At 59.3% G+C, this 15,911-nt stretch carries 12 protein-coding genes and 2 pseudogenes; 6 read left to right on the top strand and 8 right to left on the bottom strand.

Annotated features, from left to right (window positions below; translation table 11 throughout):
* Window positions 1-61 precede the first annotated feature (61 nt).
* From P3C39_RS28705 to P3C39_RS28715, 3 genes and pseudogenes are all read left to right on the top strand, one after another.
* Window positions 62-424: a DUF2182 domain-containing protein gene (locus P3C39_RS28705; RefSeq protein WP_245268656.1), complete on the top strand. Its 363-nt coding sequence runs from the start codon at window positions 62-64 to the stop codon at window positions 422-424.
* A gap of 150 nt (window positions 425-574) precedes the next feature.
* Window positions 575-909, top strand: a pseudogene (locus tag P3C39_RS28710) (DUF5939 domain-containing protein); the annotation flags it as partial.
* Between the two features lie 241 nt (window positions 910-1,150).
* A complete protein-coding gene (locus tag P3C39_RS28715) occupies window positions 1,151-1,444 on the top strand; it encodes a conjugal transfer protein TraD (protein WP_013525231.1) in 294 nt (97 codons plus the stop codon).
* Here P3C39_RS28715 and P3C39_RS28720 read toward each other — a convergent pair.
* Together P3C39_RS28720 and P3C39_RS28725 are read right to left on the bottom strand one after the other, a co-directional pair.
* Window positions 1,430-1,594, bottom strand: a pseudogene (locus P3C39_RS28720) (ankyrin repeat domain-containing protein); the annotation flags it as partial. The gene P3C39_RS28715 and the pseudogene P3C39_RS28720 sit on opposite strands and share 15 nt — an antisense overlap.
* A gap of 190 nt (window positions 1,595-1,784) precedes the next feature.
* On the bottom strand, window positions 1,785-2,327 hold the full coding sequence (locus P3C39_RS28725; protein ID WP_157678603.1) for a hypothetical protein: 543 nt from the start codon (window positions 2,325-2,327) through the stop codon (window positions 1,785-1,787).
* Between the two features lie 261 nt (window positions 2,328-2,588).
* Between P3C39_RS28725 and P3C39_RS28730 the strand changes: the two genes are divergently transcribed.
* Window positions 2,589-3,482: an ankyrin repeat domain-containing protein gene (locus tag P3C39_RS28730; protein ID WP_086081396.1), complete on the top strand. Its 894-nt coding sequence runs from the start codon at window positions 2,589-2,591 to the stop codon at window positions 3,480-3,482.
* Between the two features lie 669 nt (window positions 3,483-4,151).
* On the opposite strand, the gene P3C39_RS28735 is transcribed toward P3C39_RS28730, so the two are convergent.
* Together P3C39_RS28735 and P3C39_RS28740 are read right to left on the bottom strand one after the other, a co-directional pair.
* On the bottom strand, window positions 4,152-4,502 hold the full coding sequence (locus tag P3C39_RS28735) for a hypothetical protein (RefSeq protein WP_086081397.1): 351 nt from the start codon (window positions 4,500-4,502) through the stop codon (window positions 4,152-4,154).
* A gap of 2,198 nt (window positions 4,503-6,700) precedes the next feature.
* A complete protein-coding gene (locus P3C39_RS28740) occupies window positions 6,701-6,931 on the bottom strand; it encodes a hypothetical protein (RefSeq protein WP_245268655.1) in 231 nt (76 codons plus the stop codon).
* A 477-nt stretch (window positions 6,932-7,408) separates the two neighbouring features.
* Between P3C39_RS28740 and P3C39_RS28745 the strand changes: the two genes are divergently transcribed.
* Entirely contained in the window at window positions 7,409-9,571 is a 2,163-nt protein-coding gene (locus P3C39_RS28745; RefSeq protein WP_084015880.1) for a serine hydrolase, read from the top strand.
* Between the two features lie 109 nt (window positions 9,572-9,680).
* A complete protein-coding gene (locus P3C39_RS28750) occupies window positions 9,681-11,396 on the top strand; it encodes a ShlB/FhaC/HecB family hemolysin secretion/activation protein (RefSeq protein ID WP_013525224.1) in 1,716 nt (571 codons plus the stop codon).
* A gap of 27 nt (window positions 11,397-11,423) precedes the next feature.
* Here P3C39_RS28750 and ampH (P3C39_RS28755) read toward each other — a convergent pair whose 3' ends face one another.
* The 4 genes from ampH (P3C39_RS28755) to P3C39_RS28770 form a co-directional block, all read right to left on the bottom strand.
* Window positions 11,424-12,581 (bottom strand): D-alanyl-D-alanine-carboxypeptidase/endopeptidase AmpH, encoded by a 1,158-nt coding sequence (gene ampH, locus P3C39_RS28755; protein ID WP_127370226.1) that lies wholly within the window; start codon window positions 12,579-12,581, stop codon window positions 11,424-11,426.
* Window positions 12,582-12,626: 45 nt separating this feature from the next.
* A complete protein-coding gene (gene ampH, locus P3C39_RS28760; RefSeq protein ID WP_275954847.1) occupies window positions 12,627-13,868 on the bottom strand; it encodes a D-alanyl-D-alanine-carboxypeptidase/endopeptidase AmpH in 1,242 nt (413 codons plus the stop codon).
* Window positions 13,837-14,976 (bottom strand): M23 family metallopeptidase, encoded by a 1,140-nt coding sequence (locus tag P3C39_RS28765; protein ID WP_164753732.1) that lies wholly within the window; start codon window positions 14,974-14,976, stop codon window positions 13,837-13,839. Before P3C39_RS28765 ends, ampH (P3C39_RS28760) begins: the two co-directional genes overlap by 32 nt.
* A 655-nt stretch (window positions 14,977-15,631) precedes the next feature.
* Window positions 15,632-15,862, bottom strand: coding sequence for a hypothetical protein (locus P3C39_RS28770; protein WP_164920099.1), 231 nt, complete (start codon window positions 15,860-15,862; stop codon window positions 15,632-15,634).
* Window positions 15,863-15,911: the final 49 nt, after the last annotated feature.

The raw sequence follows: 15,911 nt of genomic DNA on the forward strand, positions 1-15,911 counted from the left end.
CGCTAGTCTAAGCCTAGTTTATGCGCTAAGGATTTCTCTCACTTTCGCCGCCAACTGCTGCATGGAAGCCGGCTACGTCGCCGGGCTCTACCAATTCACGACCCTCAAGCACATTTGCCTCAGCCATTGCCGTTCGCCGCTCGCTTTCGTTGCTCAGCACTGGCGCGACGGGCGTGTTGGGGCGCTCAAGATGGGGCTGCGCCACGGTCTCTATTGCTTTGGCTGCTGCTGGGCGCTGTTTGCCGTGCTGGTCGCGACCGGCATCATGAGCGTCGCTTGGATGCTGCTTTTGACGCTGCTCGTCTTCGTCGAGAAGCTGCTGCCCCGTAGCCGCCGCTTCGAAGGTGGTTTGGGCGTTGCTTTAGTGGCCCTCGGGATCGTTGTATCGCTCGGGGCGATCGATAAGGCTTGGATGGGTGGCTAGACGAGCAGGAGCATAAAGCATCGCTGCTGGGACGGCAGACGCTTTCGACGGCAATCCATTCGCATCGTGCTGGTTTTTTAGTAGGCTGTCGCGAGGAAAGGTTGAGGATCCGGCGTAACGATAGTCGACGATCGTCTTCTCGAAAGCAAGATGACCAAGGTGGAGCAAGATCGAGCTTGGAGCCCACGCATCATCTCGAAATTCGAGACGCTGATCAGGAGCGCCGACGACCACTCACTCTATCGCTCAATCCGCTGAGCTTTGCTCGCGACCGCGCAATCGCCGAGCCTGAAGCAATCGACCTCTTCCTTCACGCCGCCCGCTGTGGCTTGTTCGACATGAGCTGGGATGTGCTGTGTCCCCAGTCCGGGATGGTGCTCGATAGCTTCGGTGCCCTGCGCACGCTGAAGACCCACTACGTCTGCGGCCTGTGCGACGTATCGGGCGACACCGACCTCGACGACTTCATCGAGGTCACCTTCTCTTCCGGTCCGAGCGCGTCGACGAGAAGGAGGGGCATCCGGCAGCACGGACCTCAAGGGTTCGACCGCCATGTATGAGCGCCTGGGTGACTCTCAACGCCTATGCTTTGGTCCGCGAGCATTTCGCTCTGGTCAACGCGGCGGTCCCGGCGAGCTGCTCCGGCATCTCAGCGCAACCCTCGCAGCGCTCCAACACAGCCGGGCGGCTCACAATCGCCGGCAGGCGGCACAGGCTCGCAATGACATGCGCACGTGGCAGGTCGAGCGCCGGAAGCGCACCCGACATCTGATTGAGCTCGGCGGTCTCCTCGTCAAGTCAGGCATCGTGGAACTGACCAACGACGATCGCGCAATCATCTACGGCGCGATGCACTGGATCGCCGCGAAGCTCCAGAGCGATGAATGCGAGCAAGCACTATGGACTGCGGAGGGTAGGCAGGCGTTCGATGCGGAACGGCATGAAGCCCAGTCGCGCCACAAGATGGAGGGGCGTCCGCTCCTCGAAATCTCTGCCATTTGCCTGCGCTCCCCGTTGTAAAAGGAAGGCGACCATTTCCGGTTTGTCGTAGCTCGCTGCAATATGCAAAGGCTTGTAGCCGGCCGGGGGCTTTACAGCTTCGATATCGGCACCTTTGTCCAGCAGGAAGGCTGCCATTGAAATATCGCCCTGGAGAACGGCCGCGTGCAGCGGCGTTCCCTCGTCACCTTATTCGTTCACATCTGCGCCGTTCGTCACGAGGCTCTGGACAAGCACCAGATTGTCTTAGGCAGTCGGTCCTGCAAGGTTGAGAACATTCGCTCGGAGCGGCCCCTGGCTTCAGGCGAATAGGCTGGAATATGTTCGATGCCGAGCCGATCGAGCGCCCGGCCAACCTGGGTCAAGCGAATCTTGTCGACAGCACCGCCGGCCCGGCAGTCCCTTGGCGACGAATGTCTCCAGAAGTCCCTGAAAGCTCGACGACGTGCCTTCCTCCTCGATCAGGAAGGCCGAATAGATCGTGCTCGTCGCATCGTCCATCGTCACGATCAGATCCAGCATCGGCCCACCCGCCAGCCATTGATGACGGCTGCCATCCTGATGCAGCATCATCCCCTCGCTCGGCTTCCTTGCGCCGGTGAGCACCGCGCAGCTTGGCCCGTTCCACCAGCCCAGCCGCATGAAGCTGCGTCTTGATGAAGGTGTAGCCCCAGCTGAAGCCATGATCGCGCAGCAGGTGTTCGTGGATTGCTTCACGTTCCAGCCAAGGTAGCGGTGCGATAAAGTTCCAGCATCTCCTCGATGGCCTCCGGGGCACCCAGCGCGTCGAAAGCTTGCCCAAACGCCGGTCGAGCAACCCAGCCTCCCCAGCCTCTTCGTAACGGTCGCGGTCACGCCGGAATTTCCGCTCCGACATGCCCAGCAACTCGCCTGCCTCCATCATCGAAAGATCGCCGCCATTCCAGCGGCTCGCAATACATCCCGAAACTTCTGCATTCTCCGGTCCTCTAGCCACGCTGCCCGCTTCATCCCCAGCCTCCATTCGCTGGCGATAAAACCGGACAACTCGCGTGCTACCAAATCCGGACAACTTATGTGCTTACGACAGCAGTTGCTGAAATACATTGCCGCGATTAAGCATTCGGACTAAAGTCATCCGTTCTCGCAGCGTGCCGCGTCCTCCGGTTTGACACAGGGGTGCCGAATGCGCATGTCCTTGCTTTTCATTTCACTGCTGATTGCACACATCCCGATTGTATCGCATGCCGCCATTCACGACGCCGCCGTGAAGGGAGATGTCGCGGCAATTACGGCAGCGCTCGACGCCGGTGCCGGCGTCGACGAGAGCGATGGAAAAGCAACGCCGCTCTATCTTGCGGTTAGGGGCGGGCATCTTGCGGCGGCAAAACTGCTCATGGAACGAGGTGCCGACGCCAACATTGCCCCGACGCCGCTTTTGGGACCTCCCCTCATGCCGGCTTTGGCAAAACGCAGGGTCGACTTGATCAATCTGTTGCTGCAGGGGGGCGCAAATCCAAATGCGCAGCGCGGCGGTGAATCCGCCCTTCACATCGCCGTCAGATCCGGCTGTCTCGATTGCGTGAAGGCACTGGTCGAGGCCGGCGCCGATGTGAATGCGAAGACAAAGGACGGCAAGACACCGCTCCACATGGCAAAATTCAAGGGGCAACATGAAGTTGCCGCCTATCTCTTGTCGCACGGCGTCGTCTTGCCAACGCCAGCCCCTATCTCGATGAAATTGTCAAATGCGGATGTCGAGAAAGGCCGAACCTACTTCACCCATGTGTGTCACGGTTGCCACAATGCCGAGCCACAGGGAGAGACCAAGACGGGGCCCAACTTGTGGGGCGTCGTCGGCCGCGACAAGGCATCCATGGCAAGTATGCGTTACTCCGACACATTGCTGGGCTGGGAGGGTGTATGGACGTATGAGGACCTGAACACATATCTCTTCGGGCCCATGCTCACAACGCCGGGCGTCAAGATGGAGACGCCCGGCGTCCCGGACGAGACCGAACGGGTCAACGTGATCGCGTACTTGCGCACACTCAGCGACAAGCCGATTCCGCTGCCCTGAACCCTACCCTGGTCCCTCCCCAGTATCGCCCCTTTGTAAAAGCGCACTGGGGAAGCCCTGCCAATGCCAGCGCGCAAAAGAAGCCTTTAACGCTTATTCAATTTATCTATTTTAGAATGTGCTAATGCGCTTCTCAATCCTGCTTTTTGGCTGGGCAGCATTTTGCGGTTGGGATTTCGCCGCCAATGATGGCCAAACCATTATTGGCCTTGGCGTGCGAGTTGCCAGGCTATTCCACCTCTCCGGGCTAATTTGAAGTTAGGACGACGTCAGCGCTTCTTCACCTTCGGCGTGATCTCCTCGACCCGCACCTTGTCGCCGATCTCCCTTAGCGAGCGGGTATGTCCGAGGCAGGCTCGTCGAGAAAGGCCCCTGCCCCTTTTTACTAGCTCTCGACGAGCCGTGCGCCGCTTACCCCCGGACGGCAAACGCTGTCGCAGTCTGCCTTGATCGTCAAGCGACTGTTCTGTTCGCGTGTTCGTTAGCTCAATGAGGTTGCACTATTGTCACATTCGGTGGACGCGTATGTGTGCGCGCAACTGCAAGCCCTCCCTGAGGTCCTTTCACCCGAGAAACTCCGGCAGGAGCCGTACGTTCCCGATTGCTAAAATTCTCTGCGCGCCGTCACCCAACCAGACGTTTTTGCCGATTCCGCCGTATAAGGCCGCATCATACCTTCGACTTCCGCCATCCTGCCCACCATGCTTGCCATTGAGAGCAGAACCAGCGCTCGCCTTTGGCCGAGTTGACGACCGTTTCGTTGTAATGTCGCTGCCCGGGCATGTGGTAGATGCGCTCGCCTGCCACGCTGATGTTGCCCTTGATGGCGCAGCCGCTCAGCGCGCTAATGCCGCCGCCCTGACGATGCACTGTGGGGAGAGGATGCTGTACGGACTGCGGTAAAAGGTAGCTTGCCCCGGCAACGCCGCAAAGCAAGACAGGGATTAGCGCCCGCTGCTCTAACAGCGGACGCCTACGTCGCCTTATAGGCTTGGAAGCCTTCTGCCCCTGTATGCCCACGCCCCTTCTCCCCGGTGGGAGAATGCGACTCCTAAGGCTTGGAGTCCGGATGGGGCGGGCTCACCGGTCCTGTGGTGTTCCGCCGGATGAACGGGACTTCCTTCCCGGTCACTTCCCGCACGGCTTTAGACAGCGCCTCATGAGGACGCGCGTCTGCTGGTAGTGCTCGCAATATCGGAAGTGCTGGCACCCGTCTTGCACCGAAGGCGGTTGCCGGCTGATCCCCGGCAGCTCCTCGGGCTTGAGGCAGTAGTTGGGGGCCTCGCCCGGCGAGTTCACCAATACGGTTTGTCAATGTTGAAGGGTCGCCCGCAACCATCGCTGGGCCTTGCGGGGGCGAAGCTTGCGCACGATCCCCTGCGCTCATTCGTCGTCTTCCCAACTGTGAGTTTTTTCCACGGAGTTCATGGATGGCGCACAATGCAATGGAAATCTACATACCCCGGTGCATATCATTATTTTAGTGATCACTAAAATCCTCAATGATTTGAACGCCAGAGTTTAACGCAGCCCGTGCGATTTCAGGGCGACGTTTCTTCTGCGTGGGGTTGGATATGCGTGCCCGGATGTTAGTTAGGAACTCGAAGGCTACAGAAGCCTTCGAGTTAAGCGTGAAAATCGCGTCCTTGGAAGAGGAGCAGAGGCGAAGAGTGGCGAGCTCGGCCGGTATGTTAAAGCTGGCGCAAGTCGGCCAAGAATTAAAGTGGCTCCGGTTTCGCCTGGCCATCCTGGAAGACTGTGTGGCGGCGCTTTCAACCAAACACTAATTTATGTGCCCGTACTGGATTAGCCGGGACCATCATCGGCCGCCTTCAGATGAGACACCACCCTCCCGACGGGTAGGCTCGGCAGTGTTTGGTTTTTCTTCGGTTCTCTTCGTCCCAAACTGGTAAAAAAGCGCGAATGACAATATGAGATATCCCACCTGGAAAACGATCAAGATCAGCAATGTCCATGCAAGCGACTTCCAGAACGAGCCTGTTGCTAGATAAATCCAGATCGCCGCCACGGTCGAAGTGGCGAACATCCCAATCAGGAATCGCGGAAAAAACATTTATGCTCAATGCCGCCCCATAACTGGACCGACCGGGTCTCTCGCGTCTACTCCCTAGAAGCATTTAACGTTTCACTAAATTAGTAATTACGCAAGTCATGCTGAGAGGTGACGCCGGCGAGCCCGCTTGTCACCCACTTCAGAATATAGGATTTTATCCTCGTTGCAGCGATCCCCTCAAAACGGAGTTCGCCAAATGGCTAGGTCAAAAGGTTCGCAGAAGCCATCGCAGGCTGAAATTGAGCGCTTTGTGGCGGCAGCGGAAGCGCCGCACTTGAGCATCATCAAGCCCTTCATATCCCCGTATTGCGAGCACTACGCGCGCTGGTGAGGTCCATGACCCCCTCTTGAAATCGATCGAGAAGATCACCGGCAAGAAGGCACCGTTCATCCAGCCGAATATGGGGACCAGTGCAGCAAGCCGTCAATGCGTTGCCAGCGCGGCAAGTTACAGGGGACATTACCCGAGCAACGATAGCTAGCGTAGCCAGATCGCCTGCCGGTTTAGCGGTCGCCTAATACGGCTTATGTCTTGCCTGGTCGGTGCCTTGGGTTCAGCCAAGGATCAGTTGAGCTAGTACCATAGTGAGAGCCATCGATACCGGAACGGCTATAAGGCAACACGTCTCAATGATCCTGTTTTCTCGCTTATCCATCTTCGTCACCTCCCGTTTTTCGTTCTCATTTTGACGTCTACAGCCAGCCGTGAGAAGCGGTTCCAGGCGGTGGCCGTCAGAGATGCCGCCGGTGCTGCATATTAGCAACACCTTGTCGAACCCTCGGCTGCCGAGCATTAGTCCTCCTCGCAGCGGCGAAGCGTGGCGCCCCGCAACCCTGCATGATGTCTTCGAAGATCGGGCCGATCTCTTCATCGATCTCCTGGCCCGGAATGCCCTGGCTCGCGCTGCCCGTTTTGCGTCCACAGCCATGTCGATCACCATCAACACAGGGTCGTTGATCGGATCGTCCTCCAAATGATCCGATATCCAATGGGAGAGAAAACCGCTTCCCCGCTTGCTCATTCTTCCCGAAAGTCCTGCAGCGATGCATGGCAAGAGTCTGCCTCGCCACGCACATGCTTCACGCTTCATGCCTTTTGGCGCCGATCTGGCGTGGCTTTGATGCCATCCCCTCCAGACCGGCTTCATCGATCAGGTGATGGATTGGCCTCGCCGGGCAGCGCCTGGCTGAATTGGATGCGGATTTTGGCGGGGATCACGCTTTCAAGGATCTCACGCCGTTCCTCCAGTGCCATGTCGCGCAGGTCATGACCGTTGAGGTGCGGCAGGTCGAAGGCGACAAAGTAGAGGTCGTGCTGCCGTCGTGTGATCGCCTTGCGCAGCTCGACGAAGTCAGACAGGCCGGCATCGTTCAACACAGCCGCACTTTCGCGACGCCAAGTGACTCCACTTGGCTGCAAATGCGCGCTGGTCGCCGAAGGTGCGTAAGCGCACCCCTTGATAGGGGATCGAAACTCCGCATGTCAGGGTCTGCTGCAATCGGAGACCGCACGGCTCAACCATTCGCCGGAAAGGACTGTTTCTCGCCGATACGAGCTCGTAAACATGGCTCCCTCCGAGTTCACGTCGGACAAGCGGAAGCTCTCGGCGCTGAAGTTGCAGGCTGCCGCGGCGATAGCGGCGTTTCTGACAAAGATTCGCCATATCAGAATCGAGTTCACCTTCCGTCATCCACTCTTTGGATGATATGGAAAAAGTGCTCGGGAGACGAGAAGGTCGGTTAAGGAGGCGAACTGACATTCGCCGAAGATCGGAGGATGCATGTCGAAGACCGATGCAGTCAACGCATGCGGTGAAGTCGCCAAATGATAGGCGGTTGTTTCAGGCCGGGGATGGGCGGTTGGCTTGGCATTGCGCTCCTGGCCCTCTTGCCTTCCGGTCCGGCCTTCGCTTTTGAAAGCCCGGATGAAGTTAGCGCAGCGAATCCCCTGAAATGCGGAGCACCTGACGATTATTCCGGGTCGAGCGAATGGGTCAGCAACTTCAGCATCAGCGACAAGCGTCAACCCGTCGGTCCGGTCTTTCAGCAAACACGAAGCAACGTTCTTGATCGTAGGGTTGCGCTTCTACAGAGCGTACTCACGGACAAATCTGTTTACGCCTCAGCGATTGATGGAGTGTTTGGTTCGCAGACAGCAAGCGCTGTGAAGTCCTTCCAGAGCACATATGGAATGCCCGTTGACGGCACAGTGGGGATGCAGACCGGTAGTGCACTCGGGCTGCCGTTTTGGCAAGCGAACAAGGCGCGCAGTCTAGCCCCGCCATTTCGCGACGATGCGAAATATCCTGAAGCTACTGAATTCAACTTCAGAAGTCTGGTCGGGATCGGCAATTTCTTTAGCAGCCTGCCGGACGCTGACTATAGTTCCTCAAATGCGCTTACTCGGAGGGCCCTTCGAACAAACAATCCCGGCGCCATAAACATCTCGAAATGGCAGCGAGACAGCATGAGAGGATATGTGGGTTGCACTCTGCCAGACCGGTACGGCAACCAAACTGCCATTTATGAAACCCCAGAGTATGGGGTTGCTGCTTGGGGTTTTCTCCTCCGCAAGATCTATTTCCACGGAAACAAGTCTAAGGTCACCGTCGGCGACATTGTGGATAAGTATAGAGGCGACAATTCCCGCGATCCTTACATTGATGGATATAAGAAATATTCGGATGGCAAATTGGTCGAAGATTATGAAGTCGACCTGTATAGCAATCGTGAACTCGCGATGCTGGCCATTGCCGCCTACTCGCACGAACTCGGCTCCTGGTATCCTCTCACGGACAAACAGCTTCTGGCAGGCTTTTCAATTACCGATGATTATATTGACTCGGGCGTCAATGACGAAGTCATCGTGTCTTCTGAAGAGATGAATCCGGATCTCTATGTAAAACATCCTGATAGCGAAGGCCCGGCACGCTCGACCGGCTTAACCGCGGCTCAGTTGAGAACGGCCGATGCAAAGGTCCAGGCCGGCCTACAGGAGCTCCTCGATGCAGAGGATGGACCTCCCGGGGCGATCGCCACGCTCTACCGCGACGGTCGCATGACCGTACTCACAGCGGGGCGCGCCGATGTCATATCGGGTGAGGCGCTGGGGGTCGACCAATACATGCGCATCGCCAGCATCTCAAAAGCATTCAACGGCGCCATTGCCCTGCACCTCGTCCAGAAGGGCCGGCTCGGCCTCGACGACACCATCGGCCAGCACCTGCCTGATCTGCCGGCGGCATGGTCGGCCGTCACGGTCCGCCAGATGCTGAACCACACCAGCGGCCTGCCCGACTACTTGCAGTCCAAGGGCTTGGCCGAGCAGGTCGCGACAAATCCTCAAGGTTACGTGCAGCCCATTGAGATCATCGGCTGGGTCCGCAACGACCCGCTCGAGTTTACGCCCGGCACCCAGTATACCTACTCCAACACGGACAACGTCGTCGTCGGGCTGATCGCCGAGGCGGTCACAGGAATGCCCTACGGGACGCTGCTGAAGAACATCGCGTTTGGTCCTGCCGCCCTCGCCCGGACGAGTTTCCCCACGCGCGACATCGCGCTGCCTGGGCCCGCCATCCACGGCTATGTCGTCGCGCCCGGATCCGAGCCGAAAGACGTCACGACCTTCGTCAGCCCGAGCGGTGCGTGGGCGTCGGGCGCGATCGTGTCGACGCCTGATGATTTGTCGATGTTCATACGGGCAGATCTCGGACTGAAGTTCTTCGGCGCTGCCGAGCAGATTGAACAGATGAAGTTCGTGGCCGGCAATTCCAGTCCGCCCGGACCCGGGACGAACGAGGCCGGTCTCGGACTGTTCCGCTACACCACGCCGTGCGGTGTCGTTTATGGCCACACCGGCAGTTTCCCGGGCTACACGCAGTGGGCGGCATCAACCGCCGACGGGACGCGCTCGGTCACCACCACGCTGAACATCGCTGAGCCGGCTGGCGCGTTGCTCGACCGCTTGCGGGAGGTTCAGGCTCAGGCGGTCTGCGCTTTGTTGGGGCACTGACGGGTGTGCATCGCGGGATGACGGACCCCGACATATTTGCTAATTTGCTAAACCAAGTTTCGAATAACCGTTGATTTTCCCTGCCACGACATGTCAGCGAGTTTGATTGATGCCTCTTCGCAAGGCGCTGTCCCACTGGTTCGACGCAGTACGTCGCGTGTCCATCAGTCTTGCAACCAGTGCCTTCATGGTCGGACCGAGCCTTAGCCAGACGATCCCCGAGCGGATCGATTCGGTGGTTTCGGATCAGAACGAGATCATCCGACGCTATTCCGCTCCGAGGAAGCCCGGCACGATTGACCTGTCAGTTCCGGATGCACGCAAGGCAACGAGCTCGGAACAAGCCGAAAAAACAATGTTTACCTTGAGGTCGATAACCGTTCGAGGCGCGGTGACGGTGCCCAGCGCTACGCTGGAGCAAGCGTGGGCCGCGCAGCGGAACAAAAAGATAAGCGCCGCCGACCTTTACGCCATCGCCGAGCGGATCGACGAGATCTACCAGAAGGCCGGATATTTCTCGTGGGCCGTCGTTCCCGAGCAGGACTTTTCATCCGGCAACGTCGTAATCGTTCTCTACGAATCCTATGTGCGCCGGGTCACCATCAACAGCGCCATCCCTGATATTGACCGGCGTTTGAAACCTTACATCGATCGCATCGTCGCCATGCGGCCAATCCGGATCAAGGAGGCCGAGCGCGTGCTGTTGCTGATGAGCGATCTTGGCGGCCTGACCATCGAAGGCACTTTCATTCGGCCCGAAACGCCCTCCGCCGGCGGTGATCTGAAACTCGACATTGGCTTCAAGCGGGCCGGCGCAAACACAATAGTCGACAATCTCGGCAGCAAAGCCGTCGGCCCATTTCAGCTGACCGGCACCGGCACCTTCAACGATGCGCTTAGGCTGTTCGATGTGGCGAACATCGCCCTGGTGACCATTCCGGACAGTCCCGAGGAGTTGAAGTTCGTGCTGGCTTCGCACGATGTCCCGATCGGGTATGACGGACTGCATGTAGGATACAGCATCGGTTATGTCTCTTCCCAGCCGGGCGCCGACCTCAAGCCTCTCGATCTCGACATAGCCTCTAGGTTCGGCAGCGCGTATGTCAACTACCCACTGCTGCGGACAATTGACCACAGCCTGTTTAGCCGCCTTGAATTGAACTTCAAGGACAACTCGCTGGCGTTGGGCGGCGAAACGCAGACGGATGAGGACCTCCGATGGCTGGCGGCCTCCCTTAAGTATACCGGTGAGTTGGAAAACGGCGCCATCACGCTGACAGGTACTTTCGGCCAAGGCCTCGACGGCTTTGGCGCGAGCAGCAGCACCGATCCGCTTGCACCGCGTCCAGGCGTTCCTGATGACTACAGGTATTTTCGGGGCGACCTCGACCTTACCAAGGAGATCGCTTCGCTGGCCGTCGCCCACCTCAGAGTGGCTGCGCAATATGCGCCGACGGCGGTGCCATCGTCGGTCCAGTTGGTGCTCGGCGGCGATCCCTATGGCCTGGCTTTCGATGGCTCGGCCGCTTCAGGCGATAGCGGGATAGCGGCCTCGCTGGAATTGGGACGCAACATCGAACTCCCGGAGGCTTTGCCGATCCCAAATCTGAACGTGTTTGCTTATGTCGATTACGGTGCGGTCTGGAACCACGATACGGGCGTGGATTACATCGAGGCGGAACTCGGCTCGGCCGGAATAGGTGCAAAGGCTGCATTTGGGCAACACCTCAATGCAAGGGCGCTTGTTGCGGTACCGTTCAGAGATAACCGAGGTCTGACTGATACCGGCACGCGTTTTTTGTTCCAGCTAATCAGCTCGTATTAGGTGGCGTAGCTCCCGCCTGAACTGCCCTTATCTTGGCGCAAGTTGCGCGACGAGATCATTCGTTGCTGCGACCATCGCCTTGAACCCGCCGACACTGAACTGATTGATCGAGGCGAAGACACCGACACCGCGCGTTGGCGCCAACACCACATAACTGAACTGCCCCTGCAATCCGCCGGTCTTGTTGAGCATCATGGGCTTGTCCTTGTCGGCCAGAACTCCGACCCAGCCAAGCGTCATCATTCCCATCGGCCCCGCATCGTCGATGCCGATTACCGGCGAGAGACCGTCGCGCCAGAGCCAGCCCGCATGGTCGACGGTACGCTCCGCATCGCCGGCCGCATCCTTGCGAAGGTGCCAGGCCATGAACTTCATCATGTCGGCGGCGGAGGTGTAGAGCCCGCCCGCGCATCCGATCGTTTCCGGCGAAGGAACGAGGGGCAACGGTGTGCCGTCGAAGAAATGGCCCTGCATGGTCCGCGCCGCATCGCCTTCCGCCAGGTTGAGCTTGGTGTCGGTCAGTTGGCGGGGCGTGAGCACCCGCTCGGCCAGCAGATCGCCATAGGACTTGCCACCGGCATTGGCCAGCGCGAGCCCGAGCAGATCGTAACCCCAGTTCGAGTAAAAGGCACCCGTGCCGGGAGGGAAAAGATAGGGTTCTGGCTTCGCAAGCTCAGCGCGGCTGAGGTCGAAGGTATTGCCGGCGAACGGGTCGTCCGGCGTGCCGCCTGTCTGGTTCGGTACCTCGCGCGGCAGGCCGGATGCCTGCGTCACCAGATCGATGAGCCTCGGCGTTCGTCCTTCGAGCCCAGGCACGGTCCAGTCCTTCCCGAGGTGTTTGGCAAGGGGATCGGTCGCGCCGATGACGCCATCCACAATCATCGAGCCCATCAGATCGCCGCAGAAGGTCTTGGAGATCGAGGCTATCCGCATCAGCGTATGTTCGTCGGGCACCTGCCCCGAGCCCTTGCGGATTTCGCCGAAGCCAGCGAAGGCCGTCTCGCCGTTGCGAACCGCGGCGATCACGAGGCCAGGAGCGCCCGAGCCCAGGAAGGCGATGCCGCCGGCAAATCCCACGGCTTCCTCAAGCAGACGATCTTTGGCGGCGGCGACGTGAGGAGCCGCAAGGACGCAGGCTGCCGTGAAGCAGAGGATGAGCAAGCGCCTGTGGCCTGAACCGGTCATTGGAATGTCCTCGACGAGAAATCTGATTGTGAGACGAGAGCGCAGTCAGCGGGGCGCGAGTTGATAGATCAGTTCGTTTACTGCGTGCACCATTGCTTCAAAGCCCCCGGCGTTGAACTGGTTGATCGCCGCGAAGACGCCGACGCCGCGCGTCGGCGCGATGGCAACATATGTAAACATGCCTTGTCGCCCTCCGGATTTGTGAAGCACCAGCGGACGGTTGCCGTCAGCCTCTACCACAACCCAACCGAGTGCCATCGCATCCATCGGCGCGCCACCGTCGTCGAGGCCCAGCGCCGGAGAGAGCCCATCCCTCCTGACTAGGCTGGCGTGGTCGATAATGCGGCGTGCATCGTCCTCGGAGCCGCCTTGAGCCAAGTGCCAGGCGATCCACTTCAGCATATCGTTGGGCGTCGTATAAAGCCCCGAGGCGCATTCCATCGTCATCGGTGTCGGCACGAAGGGAAGCGGCGTGCCGTCGAAATTGTGGCCCTGCATCAGCCGGCCCTCGTCACCAGGTCGCGGATTGAAGACCGTGTCCACCATGCCGCGTGGCCGCAACACGCGCTCCTCCAAGACGGTAGCGTACGGCTTGCCAGCCGCTCCGCTGATCGCCAGTCCCAGGAGGTCGAAGCCCAGGTTCGAATAGAGCGCGCCAGTTCCGGGAGGAAACAGAAACGGCTCCCCGTGCATGGCTGCGATCATCGCTTCCTTTGTGTGGCCGGCGTAGGGATCGTTGGGTGTTCCACCTGCCTGGGCCATCTCGCGCGGCAGGCCGGATGTCTGTGTCGCGAGGTCGATGATCCTTAGGGTCCGCCCATCCTTCTCCGGCACCACGAAACCGTCAGGCAGGTGCGTCTGAACAGGGTCAGTCAGACCGATCTCTCCTTTTACCAACAAACTGGCGAGAGCGTCTCCGCAAAATGCCTTCGAAATGGATGCCACTCGCATCATTGTGTCGGCATTCGGCTCTATGCCGGATCCGCGGACCGTTTCGCCGAAACCGGCAAACGCCGTCTCGCCGTTGCGAACGCCGGCGATCACCAGGCCCGGCACGCCTGAACTCACAAAAGCGAATGTACCGGTGAATTCGACCGCTTCGTCCAGCAGCCGATCGGCGTTTGCAGGACTTGCGCAGGTAAGGACGGCAGCGGCAAGGAAAAGACGTAAGGGTATTGTGCGGGTGGCGGTCATCGGCTTCGAGCTCACCATTTCGGAAATCAGGGCGGACTGCCCACTGCCTTTTACAAGGCGATCACTGTGGCCAGTCAACAACAGAGAGGTCAAGCGGCAGCACGTCTTCCAGTTTCTGGGGCGGGACGCGCGGCGTAAGCGTCATCGGCGATCCGGTCGCTTCCGCCATGTCAAAATCCTCGGTGGCCTCGCCGACGGCGGTGATGGTAAAGCTGTCGAACACGTAGGGGAGGCCGTCCGAGGCCAACGGAGAAGCGCTGTCCATGACATGCAGGTGCAAATGCGGCGCTTGACTGTTCCCGGTATTGCCGACTTCGCCAATCTGATCGCCGCGCTGCACCTTGTCTCCGAGCTTCACCTTAATGCTCCCCGGCCGCATGTGGGCGTAGTTGACGAACAAGCCCGAGCCGATGTCGAGCACGACGAAGTTTCCGTCGGCCTCGTCAATCGGCAAGTTGGCGGGCAGCGCACCGGGCACTTGGTCCTGCAAGTCGTCGCGCGTCCCGACCACGGTGCCGTCGGCAACGGCAAGGATAGGCTTGCCATAGATGTGGTAGTTCGCAGGAACCTTAAGGTCGCCCACGACCAGCGTGTTGTTGTCGTCGATTTGCTCCCAGTCGATAGCGAAACGTTGGGCAAGGTAGAACTTGCCGTCGAGCGACAGCAGGGCGCGGACATGGCGGATGGAATCGCAGCAGCCGTCAGCCGCGACATAACCCTTGCCGCGCAAAGGCGGCCCAAGAGCCACCGGTGCCTTCGCAACGACGGCACCCTCGCCAATCGTCACCGTCATGTCGGCGCCGATGACCGCGAAAAACGCCGTGATCTCGTGGGTAATGCGAGCCGGAACCGCCGCGCCGTCCGCAAGCACGACATGCAGAAAGATGACGGCGAACTGATAGGCGGCCAACTCGCGGTTTTCGTTGCCGCGGCTTGCGCCCGGCGTGACGCGCGTGCGCAATTCATCCGGGCCGAGTTCTGCAAGCGGTGCTCCGCTGTCGGCATCGACGACCTTGAGCTTCTCGAAACGGACATCGCCGCCAGTGATATTCGTCACTGCCAGTTCGTAGACGATGTGACGCCTGCCGTCCGAGCCTGGAATCACATGGGGGGGAGCGATGATCTCCGCAACGAGTGGCGTGAGCTTCGGATTGTCGCTGGCAGCGTGCACCCCGGATGGAAATGTTGCCAACAACAGCACAAAGGTCGAAAGGAGCCAAATTGGAACCCGCATTCGAACGCGCCTCCTCTGCACACGCTGACTTTGCGACGCGAGGGTACGACAATGAAGGCCGGGAGCCAAGGTGGCGTGCGGCACATGGAAGATTCGCCGAACCTGGCGCAACCGCGGCCTCAAGTGTTATCGTTTGCATGTCTGGTTTACGGGAACTTTGCGGGCCTCTGATGACAGTTCAAATCAGCCGGCCACCACAGCCAGGGGACAGGATGTGATTCTGTCGTCCCTGCTTGCGAGTACATTCAACAGACGAACTCGGTAGCAGCGGTGAATTGGCGGTAGCCCTCTACCGACTCGAACCCCCATAAATGCTTGGATCAAGGTTGCACCACAGCGGATCCAAAACACCCCGACCTCCTCCAGAGGGCCCGCATCTCGACGGGAGCCGCAAGACAGAAAAATTCGAAAAGCTTCTAGGAAACCCAAGCAGACTGAACGGCGCTGCGGACAATGAGGTTTACGAATACACCGGCGAACATTCGCATTGGGGCGGTCAATATCGTCGGCAGAAGAGCGTCCGAAAGGGCTACCGGCGGCTCCCTCGTAGGAACGAAAAAAGAAGAGAAGCAGAACTTTCTTGTGCGTTTTTTGCACACAATGTTCCGTAACCTGATTATATTCAGGTATGCAAGACGCCAATGTCATCCTCGACCAGATGTAGGTTGACGCTGCTCAGCTCCGAGGTCGCGCGTGCGCCCTGGTCCTTGAGCAAATGCGCGAGGTGAGCGACGATGCGGTCGCGGCGTCTCACGACGTCCAGCTGTTCGCGGCGATCCTCCACCTGCATAAACGCCTCGGCCGATCGCAGCAAGAGCGGCCACCGCACGCGCTCGGGGTAGAGGTGCCGCATGCATAACGCGCAGGCCAGGGACACTGGTCGGCGGGTGTTAAGGGACTGC

This window comes from Mesorhizobium sp. XAP4, from assembly GCF_029269325.1.
GTDB classification, from domain to species: domain Bacteria; phylum Pseudomonadota; class Alphaproteobacteria; order Rhizobiales; family Rhizobiaceae; genus Mesorhizobium; species Mesorhizobium ciceri.